At 62.0% G+C, this 23,501-nt stretch carries 23 protein-coding genes; 10 read left to right on the top strand and 13 right to left on the bottom strand.

Annotated features, from left to right (window positions below; all coding sequences use genetic code 11):
- Window positions 1–23 precede the first annotated feature (23 nt).
- Genes pdxA through RYZ20_RS02855 form a run of 5 tightly spaced genes read right to left on the bottom strand, consistent with a single transcriptional unit; the run spans window position 24 to window position 6,652 of the window.
- Entirely contained in the window at window positions 24–998 is a 975-nt protein-coding gene (pdxA, locus tag RYZ20_RS02875; RefSeq protein WP_317670359.1) for a 4-hydroxythreonine-4-phosphate dehydrogenase PdxA, read from the bottom strand.
- Window positions 995–2,218 carry a peptidylprolyl isomerase gene (locus tag RYZ20_RS02870; protein WP_317670358.1) on the bottom strand — a complete coding sequence of 408 codons (1,224 nt, stop codon included), beginning with the start codon at window positions 2,216–2,218 and terminating at the stop codon, window positions 995–997. Before RYZ20_RS02870 ends, pdxA begins: the two co-directional genes overlap by 4 nt.
- Before the next feature lie 23 nt (window positions 2,219–2,241).
- The gene (locus RYZ20_RS02865; protein WP_317670357.1) at window positions 2,242–4,425 is read right to left on the bottom strand and encodes an LPS-assembly protein LptD; all 2,184 of its coding nucleotides are present in this window, start codon (window positions 4,423–4,425) and stop codon (window positions 2,242–2,244) included.
- Window positions 4,425–5,540 carry an LPS export ABC transporter permease LptG gene (gene lptG / locus RYZ20_RS02860; protein ID WP_317670356.1) on the bottom strand — a complete coding sequence of 372 codons (1,116 nt, stop codon included), beginning with the start codon at window positions 5,538–5,540 and terminating at the stop codon, window positions 4,425–4,427. The genes RYZ20_RS02865 and lptG overlap by 1 nt, the downstream gene beginning before the upstream one ends.
- A complete protein-coding gene (locus RYZ20_RS02855; protein WP_317670355.1) occupies window positions 5,537–6,652 on the bottom strand; it encodes an LptF/LptG family permease in 1,116 nt (371 codons plus the stop codon). Before RYZ20_RS02855 ends, lptG begins: the two co-directional genes overlap by 4 nt.
- Window positions 6,653–6,867: 215 nt before the next feature.
- On the opposite strand from RYZ20_RS02855, the gene RYZ20_RS02850 reads away from it, so the two are divergent.
- The 3 genes from RYZ20_RS02850 to tgt are packed head-to-tail and all read left to right on the top strand — an operon-like array spanning window position 6,868 to window position 9,981.
- Window positions 6,868–8,334, top strand: a complete 1,467-nt coding sequence (locus tag RYZ20_RS02850) for a leucyl aminopeptidase (protein WP_317670354.1) — start codon at window positions 6,868–6,870, stop codon at window positions 8,332–8,334.
- A 4-nt stretch (window positions 8,335–8,338) separates the two neighbouring features.
- The gene (locus RYZ20_RS02845) at window positions 8,339–8,800 is read left to right on the top strand and encodes a DNA polymerase III subunit chi (protein WP_317670353.1); all 462 of its coding nucleotides are present in this window, start codon (window positions 8,339–8,341) and stop codon (window positions 8,798–8,800) included.
- 50 nt (window positions 8,801–8,850) lie between these two features.
- Window positions 8,851–9,981, top strand: a complete 1,131-nt coding sequence (gene tgt, locus RYZ20_RS02840) for a tRNA guanosine(34) transglycosylase Tgt (protein WP_317670352.1) — start codon at window positions 8,851–8,853, stop codon at window positions 9,979–9,981.
- Window positions 9,982–9,984: 3 nt separating this feature from the next.
- Here tgt and RYZ20_RS02835 read toward each other — a convergent pair whose 3' ends face one another.
- The 8 genes from RYZ20_RS02835 to RYZ20_RS02800 all read right to left on the bottom strand — a co-directional run bounded on the left by RYZ20_RS02835 (window position 9,985) and on the right by RYZ20_RS02800 (window position 16,763).
- Window positions 9,985–10,872 (bottom strand): hypothetical protein, encoded by an 888-nt coding sequence (locus RYZ20_RS02835; RefSeq protein WP_317670351.1) that lies wholly within the window; start codon window positions 10,870–10,872, stop codon window positions 9,985–9,987.
- Between the two features lie 115 nt (window positions 10,873–10,987).
- Window positions 10,988–12,808: a translational GTPase TypA gene (gene typA, locus RYZ20_RS02830; protein ID WP_317670350.1), complete on the bottom strand. Its 1,821-nt coding sequence runs from the start codon at window positions 12,806–12,808 to the stop codon at window positions 10,988–10,990.
- Window positions 12,809–12,868: 60 nt separating this feature from the next.
- Window positions 12,869–13,204 (bottom strand): DMT family transporter, encoded by a 336-nt coding sequence (locus RYZ20_RS02825; RefSeq protein ID WP_317670349.1) that lies wholly within the window; start codon window positions 13,202–13,204, stop codon window positions 12,869–12,871.
- Between the two features lie 7 nt (window positions 13,205–13,211).
- Window positions 13,212–13,826, bottom strand: coding sequence for a YitT family protein (locus RYZ20_RS02820; protein WP_317670348.1), 615 nt, complete (start codon window positions 13,824–13,826; stop codon window positions 13,212–13,214).
- Between the two features lie 104 nt (window positions 13,827–13,930).
- The gene (locus RYZ20_RS02815) at window positions 13,931–15,139 is read right to left on the bottom strand and encodes an NADP-dependent isocitrate dehydrogenase (RefSeq protein ID WP_317670347.1); all 1,209 of its coding nucleotides are present in this window, start codon (window positions 15,137–15,139) and stop codon (window positions 13,931–13,933) included.
- 101 nt (window positions 15,140–15,240) lie between these two features.
- Window positions 15,241–15,840 carry an HD domain-containing protein gene (locus RYZ20_RS02810; protein ID WP_317670346.1) on the bottom strand — a complete coding sequence of 200 codons (600 nt, stop codon included), beginning with the start codon at window positions 15,838–15,840 and terminating at the stop codon, window positions 15,241–15,243.
- Window positions 15,837–16,064 carry a hypothetical protein gene (locus RYZ20_RS02805; protein WP_317670345.1) on the bottom strand — a complete coding sequence of 76 codons (228 nt, stop codon included), beginning with the start codon at window positions 16,062–16,064 and terminating at the stop codon, window positions 15,837–15,839. Before RYZ20_RS02805 ends, RYZ20_RS02810 begins: the two co-directional genes overlap by 4 nt.
- Before the next feature lie 21 nt (window positions 16,065–16,085).
- Window positions 16,086–16,763, bottom strand: coding sequence for an alpha/beta hydrolase (locus RYZ20_RS02800; RefSeq protein ID WP_317670344.1), 678 nt, complete (start codon window positions 16,761–16,763; stop codon window positions 16,086–16,088).
- A 195-nt stretch (window positions 16,764–16,958) separates the two neighbouring features.
- Between RYZ20_RS02800 and iscR the strand changes: the two genes are divergently transcribed.
- The 7 genes from iscR to RYZ20_RS02765 all read left to right on the top strand — a co-directional run bounded on the left by iscR (window position 16,959) and on the right by RYZ20_RS02765 (window position 23,496).
- Window positions 16,959–17,417 carry a Fe-S cluster assembly transcriptional regulator IscR gene (iscR, locus tag RYZ20_RS02795; RefSeq protein WP_317670343.1) on the top strand — a complete coding sequence of 153 codons (459 nt, stop codon included), beginning with the start codon at window positions 16,959–16,961 and terminating at the stop codon, window positions 17,415–17,417.
- 31 nt (window positions 17,418–17,448) lie between these two features.
- On the top strand, window positions 17,449–18,525 hold the full coding sequence (locus RYZ20_RS02790; protein WP_317671322.1) for a cysteine desulfurase family protein: 1,077 nt from the start codon (window positions 17,449–17,451) through the stop codon (window positions 18,523–18,525).
- Window positions 18,526–18,574: 49 nt separating this feature from the next.
- A complete protein-coding gene (gene sufB / locus RYZ20_RS02785) occupies window positions 18,575–20,089 on the top strand; it encodes a Fe-S cluster assembly protein SufB (RefSeq protein WP_317670342.1) in 1,515 nt (504 codons plus the stop codon).
- 66 nt (window positions 20,090–20,155) lie between these two features.
- Window positions 20,156–20,746 carry a hypothetical protein gene (locus RYZ20_RS02780; RefSeq protein ID WP_317670341.1) on the top strand — a complete coding sequence of 197 codons (591 nt, stop codon included), beginning with the start codon at window positions 20,156–20,158 and terminating at the stop codon, window positions 20,744–20,746.
- Window positions 20,747–20,774: 28 nt separating this feature from the next.
- Window positions 20,775–21,413 (top strand): O-methyltransferase, encoded by a 639-nt coding sequence (locus RYZ20_RS02775; RefSeq protein WP_317671320.1) that lies wholly within the window; start codon window positions 20,775–20,777, stop codon window positions 21,411–21,413.
- Window positions 21,414–21,442: 29 nt separating this feature from the next.
- Entirely contained in the window at window positions 21,443–22,213 is a 771-nt protein-coding gene (gene sufC / locus RYZ20_RS02770) for a Fe-S cluster assembly ATPase SufC (RefSeq protein ID WP_317670340.1), read from the top strand.
- Window positions 22,210–23,496 carry a SufB/SufD family protein gene (locus RYZ20_RS02765; RefSeq protein ID WP_411572309.1) on the top strand — a complete coding sequence of 429 codons (1,287 nt, stop codon included), beginning with the start codon at window positions 22,210–22,212 and terminating at the stop codon, window positions 23,494–23,496. The genes sufC and RYZ20_RS02765 overlap by 4 nt, the downstream gene beginning before the upstream one ends.
- The last annotated feature ends 5 nt before the right edge of the window (window positions 23,497–23,501 follow it).

Here is a 23,501-nt window from a genome sequence, read left to right as displayed (position 1 = left end):
CGCCGCAGGTGTTTGGTAAGGCGCTAACCGCCCGTGCGCGCGGCGCCCATGCGGGCAGCCATAGTGAGGGCGGCGATCAGGCTGGCGGGTGAGGCGCGCCCTGTGCCAGCAATGTCAAAGGCGGTGCCGTGATCGGGCGAGGTGCGCACGAACGGCAGCCCGAGCGTCACGTTCACCCCGTCATCAAAGGCGAGCGTCTTGATCGGGATCAGCGCTTGGTCGTGATAGGCGCAGATCGCCGCATCATAGCGGCTCCGCGCAGCGGCGTGGAACATGGTATCGGCGGGATGAGGGCCGGAAACCGCATAGCCTTCGGTCTGCAAGTCTTTGACAAGGTTGTTGATCCAGCGGGTTTCCTCGTGTCCCATCGCGCCACCTTCGCCCGCGTGCGGGTTCAGGCCGGCAATCACCAGACGCGGGTTTTCCAGCCCGAAATCGCGGCGCAGACCTTCGGCGGTGATCTCGACGGTTTCGCGCAAAAGCGCGGGTGTGAAGGCGGCGGGCACCTCTGAGAGCGCGATGTGGATGGTGGCAGGCACGACGCGAAGCTGGTCACACGCCAGCATCATCACCACGCGCGCGCCACCCGCGAGATGCGCCAGATATTCGGTATGCCCCGGAAAGGCGAAATTCGCGCCATCCTTCAGCACCTTTTTATTGATCGGCGCGGTGCAGATGGCCGAAGCCTCGCCGCGCATCACAAGGTCAACCCCGCGCGCGATCACGTCGATCACCGCATGGGCATTGGCAGGCGTCGGTTGGCCGGGAATGGCCGCCTCGGGGAAGGGGTGGGGCAGAACCGGCATCGCACGGCCCGCGATCTGCATCGCCTCGGCAGGCGAGGCGACCTCGCGGTAGGTCGTGCCTTTGGGCAGATGCGCGGGGTCGCCGATCCAGACGAAGGGCAGCGACGTGCCCAGATGCTCCCAGGCTTTGGCGGCGATTTCGGGGCCGATGCCCGAAGGGTCGCCGCAGCTCAGAACGACAGGGCGGGTCATTGGCGCGTGATGACCGCCGCTTCGAACTGGTCGGTGTAGAAGCGGTCCGCAAAGCCCGTCAGGCGCTGGTTGAGCAGCCGCTCGCGCACCGCGTCACGGCTGGGAGCTTCGGCCCCTTCGCCAAGGATCGTCTGGCGGTTGCACAGCATCACCAAAGTCTCGGTGCCCGCGCGGTTCATCAGGCGGGACTCGTTCACATCCATCGAGGCCAGTTGCACGGCAATATCTTGCGCGATCTCGGATTGCGGAGCCGAGATCATCTCAAGCTGCTCGGCCGGATAGTCCTTGGCAACGCCATACAGATCCTTGCAGCGGTCGGCGCGATCGGCGATCCGAACGGCCTCTTTCGCCACCGTTTCAGATCCCGCTGGACCCAAAACAAGCGCTGCATAATCAAGCATTTGCGGCGCGTCTTTCACCTTGGCGCCGTCATTGATGTCGCGCAGCATGAACACCGCCACCGCATTCGGAAGCGGCATCGGCTGGGTCGCCTGATTGGGGGCGAGCGACAGGATCGCCGGACGCAGCGCGGGCGGGAGATTTTCAAGCGGCATCCAGTCCAGACGCCCGCCACGGCCCTTCGACTGGCTGGCCGAGACATCGCGCGCCATCGCGGCGAAAGCGCCCGGATCGGTCATCGCCGAGGCGCGCCGCGCCAGCGCCATCGCATCGGCCTCTTGTCCGACGGGGGCGGGAATGATGATCTCGGACAGCAGAACCTGCGTGCCTTTGCCAAGCTCGGATTCAGGCATCATCGCGCGGTCGACATCGGCCTCGGAGATATTGATCTGGCCGCGGAATTTCTCGCGCACGACAGCGCGCCACAAAAGCCCCGCCGAGACGAAATCGCGGAAGGTCTGCGGTTCGATCCCCTCTTGCGCGAGCGCCTTGAGCAAATCCTCGGTCTTCATATTGGCGCGCGCGGCAAATTCGCCCATGCCTTCGTTGATCGCATCCGTGTTAAGCGAAATCCCCATCCGCTTGGCAATATCAAGGCGCAGACGATCCTCGATCAGCCCGTTTTCCGCCACCTCGCGCAAATCGCCCGGTGCGCGCAGAACCCGCATCAGTTCCATCCGCTGTGAAATCTCGAAGCCGGTAATCCCCTGACCGTTCACCGTAATCTGCGGCGCGAACTGTGAGCTTTGGGCCAGGGCCGGTTGGCCGGTGCCAAGCGTGAGGGCCAGAAGGCTCGCAAGAAGAGAGGGAAATCGCATCATTGTCGTCGTCCGTTTGTCTTGGCCTAGCGCAGGCAGGTGCGGCGTTTGGGGTTGCGCGCGGTATCCGATCCGGCCCCGAACCCCGCAAGGGCTACAGAGATACCGAAGCCGGTTTCCGCCTCCACACTAGAGGAGGAAGTGAAGCGGCGCGAGAGGGAAAGATCGACCGTCACACATTCGTTGGCATATTGCAGGCCAAGCGCAGCTTTGCGCGCGCTTTCGGCCTGCAGATCGTAATGCGTCTCGAAGGTGCCGGACCAGCCTTCGGCGAAATTCACCGCGCCGTCAAAAAGAAGCGTCGAGAAATCGGTGTTGCGCCCTTGTAGCGGATCTGCCTCAAGCCAGAGGTAGCGCGCGTTCAGCTCGTATTTGGTGTTGGCATAGGCCAGATGCAGTTCGTCGCTGGAAATCGAGAACCCGTCGTCGATCAGCGCGCGATTGGCCAGCGAGTAGCCGTTGCCGAAGCTAAGCTGCGCCGACAACAGCCAGTCCGAGCGCATCCCTTGCAGCGACGAGGCCGAAGTGAACTGGCCAAGGTCTTTTTGCCGGAACACCCGCCCGAGTGTTGCTGTGGCCGACCAGCCGTTCGCGTCGATGCGGGTCCAGCTTACGCCCAGATTGGCGCGCAGCCCGCGTTCGCGCGCGTCCAGCCCCGGAAAACGGGTCAGCGAGAACAGGTTGCCTTCGTCGAATTCGGTCAGCAGGCTGTCTTCGTTGGGGGCGGTAGTGAAGTTGTCGGGCGTCCAGACGAGCTGTGCCACGGGTTCGAGCACATAGGACGCGGTAGGCGTGGCTGCGACCCACGGCCAGCGGAACTCGGCCGCCGCATGGGGCAGGGCGCGCAGGATCGTCGGGTCATAGGCCGGATCGGAAGAAACCGAAATCGCGTCGACCCCCACACCCAGATCGGTGCGCGCCAGAATGCCGGGGCCAAACTGCCAGTTGCGCCGCCAGCTTGCGTCCATCGAGGCGCGCATACGGTCGCGGCCGTCGGGCACCAGATCGTCGTCAGCCCCGTCAGCCCAGCTTGTCGAGGCGCGCCGCGCACCCGCGATGGTCCAGTCCAGCGTGATCTCGCCGCCGATCGAGGCGGGGCGGTAGATCTGCACCCATTCGCCCGTGACGGCCTGCATCGGTTGGCTGGAGTTGCTCTCGCCTTCTCGGATCGAGTGGGTATTGCCGATGCGCGCGTGGATCATCTGGTCGCGGCGGATGCGCTCGATCTCGACGCCGGACCAGAGCCGGTCGTCATCGGTAATGCCGTAATCCAGCAGATAGCTGTCATCCGAGACCAGCCGCAAATCGGCGGTCAGTTTGAAATCGGCAGGCAGATCGGCGCTCAGATCGCCAAACAGATAGCCGCGTGTCGCGCCCGGACGGATCGAGTCATCCGACAGCGCGCCGGTCAGCTCGTAGCTGCCCCAGTTCAGCGCACGGCGATAGCGCGCCTCAAGCGTCGTCGTGCGCCCGCTGGAAAGATAGGGCGCGAGCGTCAGATCGGAGGAGGGGTCGATCGCAAAGAAATACGGGATCTTGACGCCCGTCCCGAGGTTCGAGGTCGAGCGGAACTCGGGCTGCAGGAAGCCCGACATGCGTTCGACCGTCGGGTCGGGCATCCGCAGGCGCGGCAGATACAAAAGCGGCACGCCCATCGCGCGGAACTGGGCACTCTCAAAGATGATCTGCTTGGTCTCGGTGTTATGCGTCACCTTGCGTGAGCGGATTTCCCACAAGGGATGCGGCTCGCCGACGCAGACCTCGCACGACGACGCCGTAACATTGCTCAGCTCGAGGATTTTGCCTTCGCGCCGTTCGATCCGGGCCGCAGCAAGCTGCAATTCGCGCGACAGAACCGCCCGCGCGCCGGTCAGGATGCCGTTTTGCAGGTCTTGCGACAGCTCGGCCTGATCGGCCACAAGAACGGTGCCATCTGTTGCCGGATCAACAAGCCTGAGCGGGCCTTCGATGGTCAGTTTTTCGGTCTTCGGGTCAAAGCTCACGCGCGAGGCGCTCAGGCGCTGATCCTGATAGATCACCTCGACATTGCCCTCGGCCACAAGCGTATCCGCGCCCGTCAGGATCACGCGATCCGCCAGAAGCGAGGCCGGCGCGGTGTCTTGCGCCCGAAGTGCGGGGATCCCGACCATCAGTCCGAACGCCAGCGCCGAAACCGAAAGGAGGAGGCGGGAATTGAAACGGGGCGCCATCAGCCTTCCTCCAGATGCAACACAAGCGCGAGCGGCAGGATCAGCGCGATCACCGGCGGCGCGAAGGCCGCCAGCATCACCGGCACCTGACCGCTTTCTCCAAGCACCTGCGCCACATTGCGCAGGAAAAACAACCCCAGCCCCGCACCAAAGGCCAGAAGAACCATCACCTCGGTCCGGCCCTGGCGCGCGTGGCGCATGGTGAACGCGGCCGCGATCAGCACCATCGCCGCCAGAAATGCCGGAAGCGCCAGCTCGGACAGCATCCAGACCTGATGGCGCCGCGTCGAAAATCCGGCCTCTTCCAGCGAGGCGATGAAGGCGGGCAACTGCCACAGCGGCACATCCGAGGGCTTGCCGAAGCTTTCTCGGATACGCGCGGCGGTCAGATCGGTCGGCAGGTCGAGCGTGTCATAGCGCTTGGCCGCAGTCTCGGGATTGGAGACACCGTCCAGCGGCCATTGCTTTACGCCCGTCAACTGCCACGCGCCGGGCACCAGAAGTGCCTCATCGGCGATCAGGCGCTGCACCGGGCCTTTGTCGGGCGTGGAAATCTGGAAGCTCACATCAAAAAGCTGCGTCGCCTCGCCATTGGCTTGCCGCGCATGGATCACGGCCTGTGCCAGAGGATAGTCGGGCAGGCGTGCGCTTTGCCGCATCCAGACGCCCGATTTGTTGATCGAGATCGACCCGTCGGAAGCATCGGCGCGCAGCGCGGCACGCAATTGCTCGTAACGGTTTTGGGTCGCCGCCACGATCGGGTTGCCCGCCGCGATGGCAAAGAGGCCAATCAGGAAGGCTACCAGCACCGGTGACACCAGCATCCGCAGCGCCGAGCGTCCCGATGCCCGCACGATCACCAGTTCCGACCGCCGCGACAGGCCCACAAACAGAACCACCGCCGAGAGCACCATGATCAGCGGCATGATTTCATACAGCGTCTTGGGCAGCTTCAGCAGTGAAATGACCGAAAGCATCGCGGCATTTGCCTCGCTTTGCACGAAACGCCGCGATTCCTCGGCCAGATTGACCAGAAACAGGATCGTCGTGAAGGCGAAGGTCACGATCAGATAGGCCTTCAGGAACATCCGCGCGATATAAAGCGAAAGGGTCATCCGGCGGCCCCTTCGCTGATCGGTTTTGCACGCGGACGGCGGCGCGGCGCAGAGGCCATCCAGAGCGCCCCCAACCCGACGGCCGTCAGCGCAAGGGGGGGCAGATAGTGCAGCCCCCAAAGCCCGAGGTTGCCCTGAACCACACGGCCAAACGCGTTTTGCGCCACGTTCAATAGCACCATGATAAAGGTCGCCAGCACGATCTGGCGCCACAGGCCAAAGCGCGTGAACCCGCCCAGCATCATGATGCCAACCCCCATCAGGATCGCCGCAGGTGCCAGCAGGGTTGCCGCGATCCTCTCATGGATGCGCGGCACGATCAGCGGCAGTCGCTCGGGCGGGAGTTTCTGGCTTGCGGTTTCCAGATCAAGCAGTTCCAGCGTCGTCAGATCATCGGGTTTCAGCTTGCGGTAGGCATTGGGCGCGATGCGGCTGGCCAGATCGAAGGTGAAGGTCGAGAACCGCACCACCGAAAGCCGCTGATCCGAATGGCGCAGCATCTCGGACATGCCGTTCATCAAGATCAGTTTCGGTCCGGTGTCCGAGCCGACAACAAAGGCGCGCTCGGCGGTATAGGTGACGGAATTTGCTGTCGAACGTGTATCCGAGATGAACACGTCCTCCAGCTCGCCCCGGTCCGAAATCGCGCGGATATACATCGTCAGCCCTTCGACCGGCGTCTGCAAGGCGCCCTCGACGAGAAACTGCGCCGCCAGATCGTTGGCGACCTCGGTCTCGCGGTCGGCAAGGCGCGCGCGTGAGACCGGCACCAGATGATGCACCAGCGCCGTCATCATCAGCGCGACGATCAGCCCCAGAAACATCGCCGGAACCGCAAGACGGCTGGGCGAAATGCCAAGCGCGCGCATCACCACGAATTCCGAATCCTGATTAAGGCGGTTGATCGTGGCAATCGTCGCGGCAAAAGCTGCCGCCGGAAGCACAAGCCGGATCACATTCGGCAGGGACAGCGCGGTGAATTCGATGACGACCCAGGCGGTCTGCCCGTCGGAAATCAGCCGATCGAACAACAAGACAGCCCGATTGATCCAATACACAGAGACCAGAACGAGCGCAAAAAACCCGAACAGCACCATGAATTGGGACAGCAAGTATCTGTCGAGCCGTTTCAAAACCACAAAATCCCCCCGGACTTTGTCTCTCTTTAGCGGGCTTGCGGGCAATGGGAAAGCCCCGCGCGACATCTGTGGCAAGGCAGCTTTTCATTTTTTCAGGCGGCGGCTAGTCTGGCCCCGAAATCGGTGGGAACGCGGGGCAGGGATTGCTCCGCCGCGCCAGTATGAAATTGCCTCGACCGGAGAGAAAAATGACCCATCCCGTTGCTATCCGCTTTTCTGAGACCGACATTGAAACGCTGGCCTCGCGGGCGGGGCGGATCGCGGTTCTTATCGGCGCCGAGGGCAAAATGGGCCCCGAGGCGCGCCGCCTGAACCGCCTGACCAAAGGTGCGGTTGCGCGGGCGGTGGCCTCGGAGGCTTTTGGCAAGCTGAAATCCGCCGAGGCGCTGGTGCTTGGCTGGCCCACGGGGCTTGAGGCCGAGGCGCTGCATCTGGTCAAGCTCGACCGCCGCGCGCCGCAAGAGGATCTGCGCAAGGCGGGCGCGGCCCTTGGCAAGGCCTTGGGCGAAAGCGGCGTTCTTGTGCTGGCGGGCAACCATCCGCGTGCGGACGAGCTGGCCTTCGGTCTGGCATTGCGGGCCTATCGTTTCGACTATCACACGGATGAAAAGCCCGTGTTTGGTGCTGTCGAGGTGATGGTGGGTAAACCCGAAGAGGTTGCTGCCAAGGCCGCGCCCCATGCCGCGCTGGCAGAAGGCGTGTTTTTCACCCGCGATCTGGTCAATGAACCGGCTAACATTTTGACAACAGACGATTTCGCGGCTCGTTTGGCGGCGATGCAGGAACTTGGCCTTGAGGTCGAAATCCTTGAAGAGGCCGATCTGGAAAAACTGGGGATGCGCGCGCTATTGGGCGTTGGGCAAGGCTCGACCAGCCCCTCGAAGGTTGTGGTGATGCAATGGAATGGCGGCCCCAAGGGGGAGGCTCCGTTCGCGCTGGTCGGCAAGGGCGTGTGTTTCGACACCGGCGGTATTTCGATCAAACCGGCTACTGGCATGGAAGAAATGACCATGGATATGGGCGGCGCGGGCGTGGTGTCGGGTGTGATGCGCACGCTGGCGCTGCGCAAGGCCAAGGCCAATGTCGTGGGTATCGTCGGGCTGGTGGAAAACATGCCTGACGGCAACGCACAGCGCCCCGGTGATATTGTGAAATCCATGAAGGGCGACACGATCGAGGTGATCAACACCGACGCCGAGGGGCGCCTCGTTCTGGCCGATGTGCTGTGGTATGCGCAAGAGCGGTTTGCGCCCAAGGCGATGGTCAATCTGGCGACCCTGACGGGGGCGGTCATCATCGCTCTTGGCCACGAAAACGCAGGTCTTTTTGCGAATGATGACAACCTGGTAGGCGATATTCTTAAAGCGGCTAAAGCCGAAGGCGAGGGCGCCTGGCACATGCCGCTCCAACCCGCCTATGACCCGCTCATCAAATCGCGTCTGGCCGACATCAAGAACACCGGCGGGCGGCCTGCGGGCTCGATCACGGCGGCGGCGTTCCTCAAGCGTTTCGTCAAGGATGAGGTGCCGTGGTGTCATATCGACATTGCAGGCGTGGCGCTGCCGCCCGGTGAAACCACGCTGGCCCCCAAAGGCGCGACCGGCTGGGGTGTTCTGACGCTCGACCGGCTGATCCGCGACAAGTTCGAGGGCTGATCCCTTGGGTGCTGCCAATTTCTACCACGTCACCCAGTCACCGCTGGAAAGCGTTGTCGAGAACCTGCTCGGGCGCGCGCTTGGGCAGGGGTGGCGGGTGGAAGTGCGCGGGCGCGAGGTGGGCCGGATGGACTGGTTCGACCAGAAGCTCTGGCTTGGCCGCGATGACGGGTTCTTGCCGCACGGGATCGCGGGCGGGCCGCACGACGCGCTCCAACCCGTGCTTTTGACGACCGCGCCGGCAGAGGGCCGGTTCGACGCGCTGATGGCGATTGACGGGGCCGAGGTGGCGCCCGCCGAGATCGAAGCGCGCGAGCGGGTCTGGATACTCTTTGATGGCAATGACCCGATGGCGCTTGATGTGGCGCGCGGCCAGTGGCGGGCGCTGACGGGCGCGGGCGTCGCGGCGCAATACTGGTCCGAAGAAAGCGGGCGCTGGCAGATGAAGGTCGAAAGCGGCGGCTGACTTCCCTTCGCGCGCATTTGCCCCTAGAGAGGCGCCAAAGGAGCCCGCCGATGACCCAACGCTTCCAGTTTGCCCTGCACGCCACCGATGGCAAAGCCCGCACAGGCGTCATTTCCACGCCGCGCGGCGAGATCCGCACACCCGCCTTCATGCCCGTTGGCACGGCGGCGACGGTCAAGGCGATGATGCCCGAATGCGTGGCCGCGACGGGGGCGGATATTCTGCTCGGCAACACCTACCACCTGATGCTGCGTCCGACCGCCGAGAGGATCGACCGGCTTGGCGGTCTGCACAAATTCATGAACTGGGACAAGCCGATCTTGACGGATTCGGGCGGTTTTCAGGTGATGAGCCTCGCCTCCTTGCGCAAACTGACCGAGGAGGGGGTGCGGTTTTCCTCGCATATCGACGGCTCGAAGCACATGCTGACGCCCGAACGCTCGATGGAGATCCAGCGCTTGCTTGGCTCGGACATCGTGATGGCGTTCGACGAATGCCCCGCGCTGCCCGCCACCGAAGAAGAGGTCGCGAAATCCATGCGCCTGTCGATGCGGTGGGCGTTGCGCTCGCGCGAGGCGTTCGGCGACCGTCCGGGCCACGCGCTGTTCGGCATCATGCAAGGCGGCGTGACACCTGAGCTTCGCGAGGAAAGCGCCGGAAAACTCAAGGAAATCGGGTTCGAAGGTTATGCTGTCGGCGGTCTTGCCGTGGGCGAGGGGCAAGAGGCGATGTTCGGCGTTCTGGACTATGCGCCGGGCTTTTTGCCAGAGGACAAACCGCGCTATCTGATGGGGGTTGGCAAGCCAGACGACATCGTCGGCGCGGTTGAGCGCGGCATCGACATGATGGATTGCGTGCTGCCGTCGCGCTCGGGGCGGACGGGGCAGGCGTGGACGCGCCGCGGGCAGGTCAATATCAAGAACGCCCGCCATCAGGACGACCCGCGCCCCCTGGACGAGGCCTGCACCTGCCCGGCCTGCCGCAACTATTCGCGCGCCTATCTGCACCACGTTTTCCGCGCCGGAGAGATGATCTCGGGGATGCTGCTGACATGGCATAACCTGCATTACTATCAAGAGCTTATGCAGGGGCTGCGCGACTCTATCGCGGCGGGGCGGCTGGCGCAGTTCGTGGCGGATTTCCACGCCCTGCGCGCCGAAGGTGACATAGAGCCGCTCTAACCGTTACGCGGGTAGAGGTGCCGCCGTGGCTGGTCTCTCTTGCTTGCGTATCTGCGTGCCAAGGAGCGACCAGTCGCGCGTGCCGTTCAGCCGCGCCCTGAGGCACATCGCCAGATCACGCGGCATCGAATAGAAATTCAGAAACAGCCAGTACCCGACGGGAATATTCTCGTAGCGCACGATCACGCTGAGGTCCGAGCCGTAGGGAGCAGGTTCGATCCGGTATTCGATGATCTCGGGGATATTGGTCTTGTCTGCATGAACCGGCCGCTTCTCGATGCGGATACGCCGGTTGGGGGTGATCTCGGTGCGGCGCACCAGCGAGCTGGTATCGGGATAGCCCCAACGGCGCGGGATACACAGGATGAACTCGGCATCTGTTCCGGCGGGCGCGGGCATCGTCATCGCACCGGGCTGATAATACTGGCGCACGGTCTGAGGGTCCGGCACGACGCGTTTCCAGACCTCTTCGGGGGTAAGCCGCGTGTGGATACGCGCCTTGCACGGCCCGTATTTGACCTTCGGCGCGAATCTGGACAGCGGTCCGTAAAGGATGCTCTCAAGCAGCCAGAGTATCGCAATCGCGATTACCGTTACGATAAAATCCGGCAGCATTGCCTGATGCACGACGTAGGTCACTGGGGCTGTAAGCAGCAGGGTAAGGCTGACAACCTCGATCATCGTCAGAAAGCGCGGGATGAACAGCGTCAGGAACAGCATGGGCAGCCCGACCAACACGGCAGAGGTGATCGCAATCATCACAAAGCTGGACGGGGCGATCAGAAAAAACTCTACCAGATCAAAGGCAAGTATATAGCCGAACAGACTGAGCGTCAGCGTGATCCAGCCGAACAGAAATCGGGGCCATTGGTTGAAAAATCGACGAAACATGAAACCACTCCAAATAAACCAATTCAGGAGTAGTTCACCAATAAGTTGTGGCGAGATTTTGGAAAGACTTGGGAGAAATAAAAACGGCGGCCATTTCTGACCGCCGTTTTGTCTTTTAGGCGTCCGCGCGGGCGGCGCGTTTGCGCTCGTGCGGGTCAAGGTGACGCTTGCGCAGACGCACGATCTTCGGTGTGACTTCGACCAGTTCGTCGTCGTTGATATAGGCGATGGCCTCTTCCAGCGACATCCGCACCGGCGGCGTCAGGCGCACGGCTTCATCGGTGCCCGATGCGCGCACGTTGGTCAGCTTCTTGCCCTTGAGCGGGTTGACCTCGAGATCGTTGTCGCGCGAATGCTCACCGATGATCATGCCGGTGTAGACCTGCTCTTGCGCGCCGATGAACAGCTTGCCGCGCTCTTCGAGGTTCCACAGCGCATAGGCCACCGAAACGCCGTTCTCCATCGAGATCAGAACGCCCTGACGACGTCCTTCGATGGCGCCTTTATAGGGTGCCCACGAATGGAAGATGCGGTTCAGCACGCCGTTGCCGCGCGTGTCGGTCATGAATTCGCCCTGATAGCCGATCAGCCCGCGCGAGGGGACAAGCGCCACGATGCGCGTCTTGCCGCCTTCGGCGGGGCGCATCTCGGTCAGTTCGCCCTTGCGGGTGCTGGTCAGTTTCTCGATCACGACGCCGGAGTATTCGTCATCCACGTCCACGATGACTTCTTCAATCGGCTCAACGCGTTGGCCGTCTTCCTCGCGGAAGATCACCCTCGGGCGCGAGATCGACAGTTCGAACCCTTCGCGGCGCATGTTCTCGATCAGAACGCCCATCTGAAGTTCGCCACGACCCGACACGATGAACGCGTCGCCGCCGGGGGTGTCTTCGACGCGGATGGCGACGTTGGTTTCGGCCTCTTTCATCAGGCGCTCGCGGATCACGCGCGACTGGACCTTGCTGCCGTCCTTGCCCGCCAGCGGGCTGTCGTTGATGCCGAAAGTGACCGAGATCGTCGGCGGGTCGATCGGTTGCGCGGGGATGGCAGTGTCAACGTCAAGCGCGCAGAGCGTATCCGCCACGGTCGCCTTGGTCATGCCTGCGATGGTGACGATGTCGCCTGCAACGGCTTCGTCGATCGGCTGTTGCGAAAGGCCGCGGAAAGCGAGGATCTTGGTGCAGCGGAATTGTTCAATCCGGTCGCCGTTGCGCGACAGCGCCTTGAGGGGGTCGCCGACTTTGAGCGTGCCGGCCTCGACGCGGCCCGTGAGGATGCGCCCGATGAACGGGTCGGCGCCTAGGGTGGTGGCCAGCATCTTGAACGGCTGGTCGGCCTGGAATTCCTGCTTCGGCGGCTCCACATGTTCGAGGATCAGGTCGAACAGGGCGCTCAGGTCTTTGCGCGGGCCGTCAAGTTCAAGATCAGCCCAGCCACCGATGCCCGACGCGTAGACATGCGGGAAGTCCAGTTGCTCGTCATTGGCGCCAAGGTTGGCAAACAGGTCGAACACCTCGTCCAGCGCGCGGTCCGGCTCGGCTGCGGGTTTATCGACCTTGTTCAGCACGACGATGGGCTTCAGGCCAAGGGCCAGCGCCTTTTGCGTCACGAATTTGGTTTGCGGCATCGGGCCTTCGGCGGCGTCAACCAGCAGGCAAACGCCGTCAACCATGCTCAGGATGCGCTCCACCTCGCCGCCGAAATCGGCGTGGCCGGGGGTGTCGACGATGTTGATGCGCGTGCCTTTCCATTCGACCGAGGTTGCCTTGGCCAGAATGGTGATGCCGCGCTCGCGCTCGATATCGTTGCTATCCATCGCGCGTTCCGCGACGGCCTGATTTTCCCGGAACGCGCCGGATTGCTTGAGAAGCTGGTCAACGAGGGTCGTTTTGCCGTGGTCGACGTGCGCAATAATCGCGATGTTGCGAAGGTCCATGAGTGTCCGCCTGTACGTGGTTTGAGGCGGCCATACAGGCAAACCGACCGAATGGCCAGCCTAATGAACCTGTGCTTTGGAAAAGAGATTGATGACCAGTATCCCCGAGATAATCAGGCCAAGCCCCAGAAGGGCCGGAAGATCAAGTTTTTGCCCGAACAAAAGCCGCCCCGAGATGGTAATCAGGATAATTCCGATGCCCGACCAAAGCGCATAGGTGATACCAAGGGGCAGCACCTTAAGAACCATCGTAAAGAAGTAGAACGCCCCCGCAAAGCCGATGATAACCCCGACCGACGGCCAGAACCTTGTGAATTGATGGCTGGCTTGCAGGCAGGACGAGCCGAAGGTCTCGAACATGACCGCGATCAGCAGGAACAGATAGGTTTTCGGCATGTGCCCCTCAGACGATATAGCGGTCGCGACGGTGGTTCATCGCGATCACGATGTTCAGGACAATCGCACCAAGGAAGGACCAGGCTACGACCGACGGCTCCAACATCACGGCCGCAACCGCAAAGATGCAGACGTCGAACATTAATTGCGTCATTCCGGCCCGAAAACCCGTCTTATCTTGCAGATATAATGCAAGAATGCCGACGCCGCCCAAACTGGCCCCGTGGCGGAACAGCGCCAAAAGCGCCGAGCCCGAGATCACACCGATCAGCACGGCCCCCAGTGCGGGGTGCAGGTTCTCGAAGCTGATGTAATGGGGCAGGATCATGGTGCCCACGGACAGAAGTGTCACGGAGATCAGCGTCTTGACGACGAACAGCCCGCCCATGCGTTTGTAACCCAGCCAGTAAAACGGCAGGTTCACCGCAAAGAACACCGCGCCAAAGCTCCAGCCGGTTGCATAGGAAATCAAGAGCGCAAGCCCCGCCGTCTGGCCCGTGACAAAGCCCAGATGGGTCATGATGACGATGCTCAGCGCGGCCATCAGGGCGCCGTAGCCGATGCCCTGAGCATCATCCAGCACCGAATGGCGCGCGGGGTTTTCTGCAATAATCTCGGTCATGTGAAACTTCTCTCACGGCGCGCAGGCGGCGGCAAGAGGGCAGGTGGGCCGCAAAGAAAAGCCGGGCACAAGGCCCGGCCAGTCAGGGGAATACCCGCTAGGCGTCACATCGCCTCGTTCAGATACTCGTCGACCTTTTCAAGGAAGCCCATCGTCGTCAGCCAGCGCTGATCTGGGCCAACCAGAAGCGCCAGATCCTTGGTCATATTGCCGTCTTCCACGCATTGCACGGTGACGCGCTCCAGCGTTTCGGCAAAATTCATAAGCTGTGCGTTATCGTCCAGTTTCGCGCGGTGCTTAAGCCCGCCGGTCCACGCATAGATCGACGCGATCGAGTTGGTCGAGGTCGCCTCGCCCTTCTGGTGTTGGCGGTAATGGCGCGTAACGGTGCCGTGCGCGGCCTCGGCCTCGACGATCTTGCCGTCGGGTGTCATCAACTTCGAGGCCATAAGGCCAAGCGAGCCGAACCCCTGCGCGACCGTGTCGGATTGCACGTCGCCATCGTAGTTCTTGCACGCCCAGACAAAGCCGCCGTTCCATTTCAGCGCGCAGGCGACCATATCGTCGATCAGGCGGTGCTCATACCAGATGCCGGCCTTTTTGAACTCGGCCTCGAATTCCTCTTCATAGACCTTCTGGAACAGGTCTTTGAAGCGCCCGTCATAGGCTTTGAGGATGGTGTTCTTGGTCGAAAGGTAAACCGGCCATTTGATCGACAACCCATAGTTCAGCGAGGCGCGGGCGAAATCTATGATGGAGTCGTCGAGGTTATACATCCCCTGAAATACACCGGCCGAGGGTGCGTCATAGACAAGCTTCTCGATGACGGTGCCGTCTTCGCCCTCGTATTTCATCGTCAGCTTGCCCTTGCCGGGGAAGTGGAAATCGGTGGCCTTATACTGATCGCCAAAGGCGTGACGCCCCACAACGATCGGCTTGGTCCAGCCCGGCACAAGGCGCGGCACGTTGCGGCAGATGATCGGCTGGCGGAACACGACACCGCCAAGGATGTTGCGGATCGTGCCGTTGGGCGACTTCCACATCTGTTTCAGGCCGAATTCCTCGACGCGCGCCTCATCGGGAGTGATGGTGGCGCATTTCACGCCGACGCCATGCTCTTTGATCGCAAGGGCGGAGTCGATGGTGATCTGGTCGTCGGTGCGGTCGCGCTCCTGAATGCTCAGATCGTAATATTTCAGGTCGATGTCGAGATAGGGCAGAATGAGTTTCTGCTTGATGAAATCCCAGATGATGCGGGTCATCTCGTCGCCGTCGAGCTCGACGACCGGATTTGCGACTTTGATCTTGGACATGGGGGCCCCTCCATGGCGGGAATGAGTCGATGATGACACCTTCCTTAGCCTAGGATTGGGGTGAACTCCAGCATTTGTATGCGAATGTATACCGAAAAGAGTCAGCCGCGCCCGCGCGCTTCGAACCACGGGTGGATGCGGGCCTTGACCCAATCCCAGACGTGGGGCAGGCCGCGTGCGACTTTGTTGCCCACACGCTCTTCGACCTGCGCGAAGGTGACGTCGTAGTCGTCCCACGATCCGCCGCCGCCAAGCTTGTTCAGCAGAACCGGCTGCACGCGGTCCAATGATTTTGCATAAATTGCGGTCGGGGTTTCGGCGGCTTCGAACTCGTGCCATATTGCATGAAATTCATCGCGCAAGTCACGGGGAAGAAGTCCAAAAATCCGCTCTGCCGCAGCGTGTTCGGCGGCGATGATCTCGGGCGCGCCATGCGCGGCTCCGCCTTGCGAGTGGATTGGCACATCGCCCACGTCGATTTCGACCAGATCGTGCAGAAGCAGCATCTTGATGGCGCGGATCGGGTCCACCTCGGGGGTGGCGTGATCGGCCATCACCAGCGCATAAAGCGCCAAAGACCAGCTATGCTCGCCCGAATTTTCCTGCCGCGACAGGTCATGCACCGAGGTCGCGCGGTAGACAGTTTTCAGCTTCTCTGCCTCAAGCAGAAAGGCAAATTGTTGGTCTAACCGCGCACTCACGCGGGTTTGTCCCGCAGGCGCGCGATCTTGTCCTCAAGGTATTTGCGGCCACGCCGTTCGGCCAGAAAGATCCGGCAGGCGGCGTTATAGGCTTCTTGCAGCGAAGGGGAGGATGTCCCGATATAGTTCCCGACATCGACCCAGAGCCGGTCGTCACCGTGCTCGTCCATCGCTGCCATCGTATCGGCCGCCAGTTTCTCGGCCAGATCCTCGATCAGAGACATGCGCCCCCCTTTGCAATCGTCTTAGCGCGTGCCTTCGGTCAGGCGGCGCTTCACATAGGCCTGCACCGTTTCGATCATCGGCTTCATATGGGCTTCTTCGTCCTTGAAGAAGTGGTCCGCGCCGTCAACCTCGGTGTGGGTGATGGTGATGCCCTTTTGCTCGTGCAGTTTCGACACCAGCGAGTTGGTTTCCGAAGGCTGCGCGATCCGGTCGGCTGTGCCGTTGATAATCAGCCCCGACGAGGGGCAGGGCGCCAGGAAGCTGTAATCATAGTTGCCGGGGCCGGGCGACGAGGGGCCGGGCGGCGCAACAGAAACGAAACCGGTGATCTCGGGGCGGCGCATCAAAAGCTGCATCCCGATCCACGCACCAAACGAATGGCCCGCGACCCAGCAGTGCTTGGAGTTCGGGTTCATCGCTTGCAGATAGTCCAGCGCCGATGCGGCATCCGACAATTCGCCAATGCCCTGATCGTATTCGCCCTGCGACCGGCCCACGCCACGGAAGTTGAAGCGTAGCACCGTGAAGCCAAGCTTGTGGAAGGCGTAATGCAGGTTATAGACGACGCGGTTGTTCATCGTGCCGCCGAACTGCGGATCGGGGTGCAGGATGATCGCGATCGGCGCGTCGGGCGCGGCCTGCGGATGGTAGCGGCCTTCAAGGCGACCTTCGGGGCCGGGGAAAATGACTTCGGGCATCGTCTCTCGCTTCTTACGCTGCCCCGTCGTCGGTGGCCCGGTGTCGCGCGAAACTTGACGCTTTCACTCAGAGACCGTAGGACAGGGCCGGACCCGGCACCATGCCGGAATTCGATCCGAATTGAGTTAAGCGGCCCGAGGCGCGGCGTCAATGCTTGGGCTATGGAAATGCACCCGAAACAAGGGAGTGCGGGCATGAAACTTTCGACGAAGGGGCGTTACGCGATCGTGGCGCTGGTCGATCTGGCCACCGTTGGCCCGAAAGAGCGCACCTCGCTGGCGGCTATATCCGAGCGCCAGCAGATTTCGCTGCCCTATCTCGAACAGCTTTTCGTGCGCCTGCGGCGTGCGGGGCTGGTCAATTCGGTGCGCGGTCCGGGGGGCGGCTATAAGCTCGCGCGCCAGCCCGAGGACATCCGCATCTCCGAGGTCTTCGAGGCGGTCGATGAAACCGTTTCTGCGCTGCATGTGGGGGCGGGGGCGTCGGGCGGGATTTCCGGCTCGCGCGCGCAATCCCTCGCGAACCGCCTGTGGGAGAGCTTGTCCGCGCAGGTTTTTGTTTTTCTTCATCAAACGACGCTTCAGGATGTCGTGAAAAACGGGCTGAAGCCCTGTCCGGCAGTGCCGAGCCTGTTCTCGGTTGTGGATGACTAAGGGCTGCGGCCCCGTGAGTGAAAGGCACGCGATGGAGCGGCTTTATCTTGACTGGAACGCGACGACCCCGCTGCGGCCCGAGGCCAGGGCGGCAATGGTTGCGGCCATGGATATTGTCGGCAACCCGTCCTCGGTTCATGCCGAAGGGCGCGCGGCCAAGTCCGCGCTGGAACGCGCGCGCGCCGATCTGGCCGAGGCTTTGGGCGCGGACGGGCAGGACATCGTGTTCACCTCCGGCGCGACCGAGGCGGCGGCTTTGGCGTTGTCGGGGCGCGGGATTCATGCGGCCGAAATCGAACATGATGCGGTGTCGTCATGGTGCGAAACCGATCTGGCGGTGGACGGGTTTGGCCGTGTTTCGGCGCCTGATCCGGCGCAATCGGCGCTGCAACTGGCCAATTCCGAAACCGGCGTGATTCAGGATTTGCCGCAGGGATTGTGGCTTTCGGATCTGACGCAAGCCTTCGGAAAGGTGCCTTTCGCCTTTAACTGGATGGGGGCGACCTGCGGCATAGTGTCTGCGCATAAGCTTGGCGGGCCAAAGGGTGTGGGTGCGCTGGTCCTGCGCCGCGGCACCGATATTTCGGCGCAGCTTAAGGGCGGCGGGCAGGAGATGGGGCGCCGCGCGGGCACCGAAAACCTGTTGGGCGCGGTCGGGTTTGCCGCTGCCGCCAAAGCCGCGATGCGCGATCTGGAGGCAGGGCTTTGGGAAGAAATCGCTGAAATTAGAAATATTCTAAAAACAGCACTGGAAGAGGCGGGGCAAAGGCTCTATTTTCCGGGGTGGGAGACATCGGGGATACAGGCAGGCGATGGGGGCGAAGGCCCGTCCATCCTACCCAATACGCTTTCGGTGATAGCTCCGGGATGGAAGGGCGAGACGCAGGTGATGCGGATGGATCTGATGGGATTCGCTGTGTCGGCTGGCTCTGCCTGTTCGTCGGGCAAGGTGCGCGCCAGCCGTGTGCTGCGCGCGATGGGCTGGCCCGAAGACCAGGCGGCCTGCGCGATGCGCGTGTCGCTGGGACCGGGGATCACGCGCGAGCAGGTCTTGCGGTTCGCCGAGAGCTGGGGCAAGGCCCATGCCAAGGCGCTGGCGCGCAAATGAGATTGACGTGGGGCATGGGTAACGGCCCCGAGAGATGAAGGAAGACGACGTGGCATCTGATCTGGAAGTTCGTGACGGCGTAGACCGCGAAACGGTTGAAACTGTCCAGAATATGGGCTCCTACAAATATGGCTGGGAGACCGAGATCGAGATGGAATTCGCGCCCAAGGGCGTGAACGAAGACATCGTGCGTCTGATCTCGGCCAAGAATGAAGAGCCCGAGTGGATGACTGAATGGCGTCTGGCGGCCTTTCGCCGCTGGAAAGAGCTGACCGAGCCTGACTGGGCGCTCCTGAACATCCCGCCGATCGACTATCAGGACATCTATTACTACGCGCGCCCGAAAAGCATGGAGACGAAGCCGAAGTCGCTGGACGAGGTGGACCCGAAGCTGCTGGCGACCTATGAAAAGCTGGGTATCCCGCTGAAAGAACAGCTTATTCTTGCAGGCGTCGAAGGCGCCGAGGATATGGTCGAAGGCGAGCGTCAGGTCGCGGTGGATGCGGTGTTCGATTCCGTTTCCGTCGGCACCACCTTCAAGGAAAAGCTGGCCGAGGCGGGGGTGATCTTCTGCCCGATCTCCGAGGCGATCAAGACCCACCCCGAGCTGGTGAAGAAATACCTCGGCTCGGTCGTGCCGCAGTCGGACAACTTTTTCGCGACGCTGAATTCGGCGGTGTTCTCGGATGGCTCGTTCGTTTATGTGCCACCCGGTGTGCGTTGCCCGATGGAGCTGTCGACCTATTTCCGCATCAACGCCGAAAACACCGGACAGTTCGAGCGCACGCTGATCATCTGCGATGAGCGCGCCTATGTGTCCTATCTTGAGGGCTGCACCGCGCCCAAGCGCGATACCGCACAGCTTCACGCCGCAGTGGTCGAGATCGTGATCCTTGAGGACGCCGAGGTGAAATACTCGACCGTCCAGAACTGGTTCCCGGGCGACGAGAACGGCAAGGGCGGGATCTATAACTTTGTGACCAAACGCGCCGATTGCCGTGGCGACCGCGCCAAGGTGATGTGGACGCAGGTCGAGACCGGCTCGGCGATCACCTGGAAATACCCGTCGTGCATTCTGCGCGGCGATGACAGCCAGGGCGAGTTCTACTCGATCGCGATCACCAACAACTGGCAGCAGGCAGATACCGGCACCAAGATGATCCATCTGGGCAAGAACTCGAAATCGCGGATCGTCTCGAAGGGGATCTCGGCGGGGCAGGCGCAAAATACCTATCGCGGCCTTGTCTCGATGCACCCGAAGGCCAAGAACTCGCGCAACTATACCCAATGCGACAGCTTGCTGATTGGCGACAAATGTGGCGCCCATACCGTGCCCTATATCGAGGTGAAGAATAACTCGAGCCGCGTCGAGCACGAGGCAACCACCTCGAAGGTCGATGACGATCAGCTCTTCTACTGCCGCTCGCGCGGGATGGACGAGGAAGAGGCCGTGGCGCTGGTTGTTAACGGTTTCTGCCGCGAGGTGCTGCAAGCGCTGCCGATGGAATTTGCGATGGAAGCTCAAAGCCTTGTAGCGATCTCGCTGGAGGGCTCGGTCGGCTGATGCACGCACGGGTTGCATATCGCCAATTTTCCTCGCTCTTGCCGTATTTCGGGCAAGTTTCGGGGGTTGGATCGGTTCAGTCTCAAGAACTGGACGGATTTTCCGATGGCGATTTCCAACACAAGCTTTGCCGAACGCCTGCAACGCCTCGATCAGCGCAAGGATCTGCACGAAACGCGGCTTGTCTTCCATGTGGGCAACCAAGAGGTAGACGCGGGCGCGCGCGCCCCGCGCAAGCGGATCACGCGCAGTCGCGAAATCGCGGGGAATTTTGCCTATCTGATGGGCATCGTGGGCGCCTTTGCGCTTGGCGGGATTGCGCTTGTGGTCGGGCTGTTCGTGCGCAACACGCTTGCGCCGATGGGCGCGGATGCGGAGTTCGATCTGGGCTATCTGGCGCTCAGCGGTGTGATTTCGCTGGTGATCGCCTTCGTTCTGGCCGAGATGTTCCGCATCACCAAGGGCGTGCACAAAACCGCGCAGACCATCGGGATTTTCATCGCGATTTCGCTGATCCACAACCTTGCGTGGTGGTTTCCGGTCACCTCGACCATCCTCTTCGGGGAGGGCTGGGTGCAGATGCAACTGCTCAACACCGAGCCGGACACCTTCAAGTTCCGCGAATTGGTGATTGCTCTGCCGACCCGTCAGAACTGACGCGCGCGAAAGGCGGTGCGTCGTGCTGATGGACCGCCTGCCTGTCTACGCCGCCGAAGGTGCGGGTTGGGCCGCCGCCGAGGTGCCCGAGCGCCCCGTGCTGACCATGCCCGAGGCCGAGGCGGCGCTTTTGCGCGCGCAATATACCCAAGCCACCCGTATTCTGGAATATGGCATGGGTGGCTCGACCGTGCTGGCCGCCGAGATGGCTGGGAAGACGGTGTTTTCCGTCGAAAGCGACAAGGCGTGGCACGATGCGATGGGGCGCTATTTCGTGGCGCATCCGCCGCGCGCGCGGGTGATCCTGCATCACGGAGACATCGGCCCCACGCGCGAGTGGGGGCATCCGGTGGACGAGAGCAAATTCCGCCGCTGGCCCGCCTATCCGCTGGCGATCTGGGACCGCAAGGAGTTCGTGCAGCCCGATGTCGTGCTGATCGACGGACGCTTTCGCGCGGCCTGTTTCATGGCGACCCTGTTTCGCACTCAGGCGCCCGTGCGCGTCTTGTGGGACGACTATCTGGGCCGCGACCGCTATCACGAGGTTGAAGAGTTCTGCGCCCCGACCGAGATGGTCGGGCGGATGGCTGTGTTCGACCTGAAACCAACCCCCGTGCCGCCCGAGCGGCTGGCACAGATCATCAATCTCTTCTTGCGCCCGCTGTAATGGGCAAGACCGATCCGAAGGACGAAAAGATGCTTGAAATCAAAAACCTGCACGTCAAACTTGAAGAACATGACAAGGTCATCCTCAAGGGCGTCAACCTGAGCGTCGAAACCGGCAAGGTCCATGCGATCATGGGGCCGAACGGGTCGGGGAAATCGACGCTGTCCTATGTGCTTTCGGGTCGTGATGGCTATGAGGTGACGGATGGCTCGGCCGAGCTTGATGGCGAAGAAATCCTTGAAATGGAGCCGGAAGAGCGCGCGGCGGCGGGCCTGTTCCTGGCGTTCCAGTATCCGGTCGAGATCCCGGGCGTCGGCAATATGACCTTCCTGCGGACTGCCGTGAATGCGCAACGCAAAGCGCGCGGGCAGGATGAGCTTTCGGCGGGCGAGTTCCTGAAAATCGTGCGTGAAAAGGCCAAAACGCTGAAAATCGACGCGGACATGCTGAAGCGTCCGGTCAACGTGGGCTTCTCGGGCGGCGAGAAAAAGCGCAACGAGATCCTGCAAATGGCGATGCTGGAGCCGAAGATGTGCATCCTTGATGAAACCGACTCGGGGCTGGACGTTGACGCGATGCGGCTTGTGGCCGAGGGCGTGAATGCGCTGCGCGATGCGGGGCGGTCCTTCCTTGTAATTACGCACTACCAGCGCCTTCTGGACCACATCAAACCGGACGTGGTGCATATCATGGCCGATGGCCGGATCATCAAGACCGGCGGCCCGGAACTTGCGCTTGAGGTCGAAGAGAACGGCTATGCCGACATCCTGAAAGAACACGGCATCGAGGGGGTCGCTTGATGTCCGCTCTCGAAAAGAAATCGCCGCTGGAAACGCGGCTTGAGGCGCTGGCCATTCCGGCTTCTGGCTTTGGCGCGGCGCGCAAGGATGCGCTGGCGCGGCTGTCTGCGATGGGGCTGCCGGGGCGGCGCGATGAATACTGGCGCTGGACCAATCCGGCAGAGCTGAACGCGCCCGCGCCGGTTCCGGCCAAGGCGTTCGAGATCACCGATGAGGCGCCGTTGTTCGGTGCGGTGGAGCGGCTCAAGGTGGTCTTTGTCGATGGTGTGTTCGATGCAGAGGCTTCGGACGATCTGGCATTGGCGGGGGTTGAAATCTCGCGACTGGCCGATGCGCCTGAGGTGAACTGGGCAAGCGGCCTTTATGGAGCGCTTGAGGCGGCAGGGCAGACGCCCGTCGCGCGCCCCTTTTCGGTGCTCAATACTGCGGCGGCGACGGATGGCGTTCTGATCCGTGTGACGGGTCAGGCCGCGAAGCCTGTAAATCTGGTTTATGTCCATAAATCAGAGGTTTCTGACCCGATCCTCCACCATGTTATCAAGCTGGAAGAGGGTGCCGAGATCACCATTCTGGAGAACGGGCCTGCGGGTGCGCGCTTTAACAAGGTGATGGAGGTTGATGTCGGTAAGGGCGCGCGCTTCCACCATATCCGCGCGCAGGGCCGCGACCACGAGCGCCGCGCAGTGACCGGCATTTTCGCCCGCGTCGCGGAAGGTGCGCTGTTCAAAAGCTTTACCCTGACGGTGAACGGCGCGCTGACGCGCAACGAATGCGTGATCGACATTGTGGGCGACGATGCGGTAGCCCACGTCGCAGGCGCTGCGCTTGGCGATGGCGCGACAGGTGATTTCCTTCACGACGACACGGTGTTCGTGACCCACGGGGCCGAGCGCGGCGAAAGCCGTCAGGTGTTCAAAAAGGTGCTCAAGCACGGCGCGATCGGCACCTTCCAGGGCAAGATCCTTGTGAAGCAGGGCGCGCAAAAAACCGATGGCTATCAGATCAGCCAGTCGCTTTTGCTGGATGACGACAGCCAGTTTCTTGCCAAGCCGGAACTCGAAATCTACGCCGACGACGTGAAATGCTCGCATGGTTCAACCACCGGCGCGATCGACGAAACGGCGCTGTTTTACCTGCGTTCGCGCGGGGTTCCGCTGGACGAGGCGCAGGGGCTTTTGGTGCTCTCGTTCCTTGCCGACGCGATTGAAGAGATCGAGGCCGAAGAGCTGCGCGACGAGATCGTCTCGCGGCTTGAGGCCTGGCTGAACCGGCACCGCGACTGAGGGCA

This window comes from Pseudothioclava alba (assembly GCF_033100795.1).
Taxonomy (GTDB): domain Bacteria; phylum Pseudomonadota; class Alphaproteobacteria; order Rhodobacterales; family Rhodobacteraceae; genus Pseudothioclava.
The sequence above is the reverse complement of the archived record's forward strand: the minus strand, read 5'-3'. Positions and strand labels throughout refer to the sequence as shown.

What these genes read in the sequence shown, in the direction of transcription:
- pdxA (WP_317670359.1), bottom strand. Translation starts at nt 998, where the DNA reads ATGACCCGCCCTGTCGTTCTGAGCTGCGGCGACCCTTCGGGCATCGGC.
- RYZ20_RS02870 (WP_317670358.1), bottom strand. Translation starts at nt 2,218, where the DNA reads ATGATGCGATTTCCCTCTCTTCTTGCGAGCCTTCTGGCCCTCACGCTT.
- RYZ20_RS02865 (WP_317670357.1), bottom strand. Translation starts at nt 4,425, where the DNA reads ATGGCGCCCCGTTTCAATTCCCGCCTCCTCCTTTCGGTTTCGGCGCTG.
- lptG (WP_317670356.1), bottom strand. Translation starts at nt 5,540, where the DNA reads ATGACCCTTTCGCTTTATATCGCGCGGATGTTCCTGAAGGCCTATCTG.
- RYZ20_RS02850 (WP_317670354.1), top strand. Translation starts at nt 6,868, where the DNA reads ATGACCCATCCCGTTGCTATCCGCTTTTCTGAGACCGACATTGAAACG.
- tgt (WP_317670352.1), top strand. Translation starts at nt 8,851, where the DNA reads ATGACCCAACGCTTCCAGTTTGCCCTGCACGCCACCGATGGCAAAGCC.
- RYZ20_RS02835 (WP_317670351.1), bottom strand. Translation starts at nt 10,872, where the DNA reads ATGTTTCGTCGATTTTTCAACCAATGGCCCCGATTTCTGTTCGGCTGG.
- typA (WP_317670350.1), bottom strand. Translation starts at nt 12,808, where the DNA reads ATGGACCTTCGCAACATCGCGATTATTGCGCACGTCGACCACGGCAAA.
- RYZ20_RS02825 (WP_317670349.1), bottom strand. Translation starts at nt 13,204, where the DNA reads ATGCCGAAAACCTATCTGTTCCTGCTGATCGCGGTCATGTTCGAGACC.
- RYZ20_RS02820 (WP_317670348.1), bottom strand. Translation starts at nt 13,826, where the DNA reads ATGACCGAGATTATTGCAGAAAACCCCGCGCGCCATTCGGTGCTGGAT.
- RYZ20_RS02815 (WP_317670347.1), bottom strand. Translation starts at nt 15,139, where the DNA reads ATGTCCAAGATCAAAGTCGCAAATCCGGTCGTCGAGCTCGACGGCGAC.
- RYZ20_RS02805 (WP_317670345.1), bottom strand. Translation starts at nt 16,064, where the DNA reads ATGTCTCTGATCGAGGATCTGGCCGAGAAACTGGCGGCCGATACGATG.
- RYZ20_RS02800 (WP_317670344.1), bottom strand. Translation starts at nt 16,763, where the DNA reads ATGCCCGAAGTCATTTTCCCCGGCCCCGAAGGTCGCCTTGAAGGCCGC.
- iscR (WP_317670343.1), top strand. Translation starts at nt 16,959, where the DNA reads ATGAAACTTTCGACGAAGGGGCGTTACGCGATCGTGGCGCTGGTCGAT.
- RYZ20_RS02790 (WP_317671322.1), top strand. Translation starts at nt 17,449, where the DNA reads ATGGAGCGGCTTTATCTTGACTGGAACGCGACGACCCCGCTGCGGCCC.
- RYZ20_RS02775 (WP_317671320.1), top strand. Translation starts at nt 20,775, where the DNA reads ATGGACCGCCTGCCTGTCTACGCCGCCGAAGGTGCGGGTTGGGCCGCC.
- sufC (WP_317670340.1), top strand. Translation starts at nt 21,443, where the DNA reads ATGCTTGAAATCAAAAACCTGCACGTCAAACTTGAAGAACATGACAAG.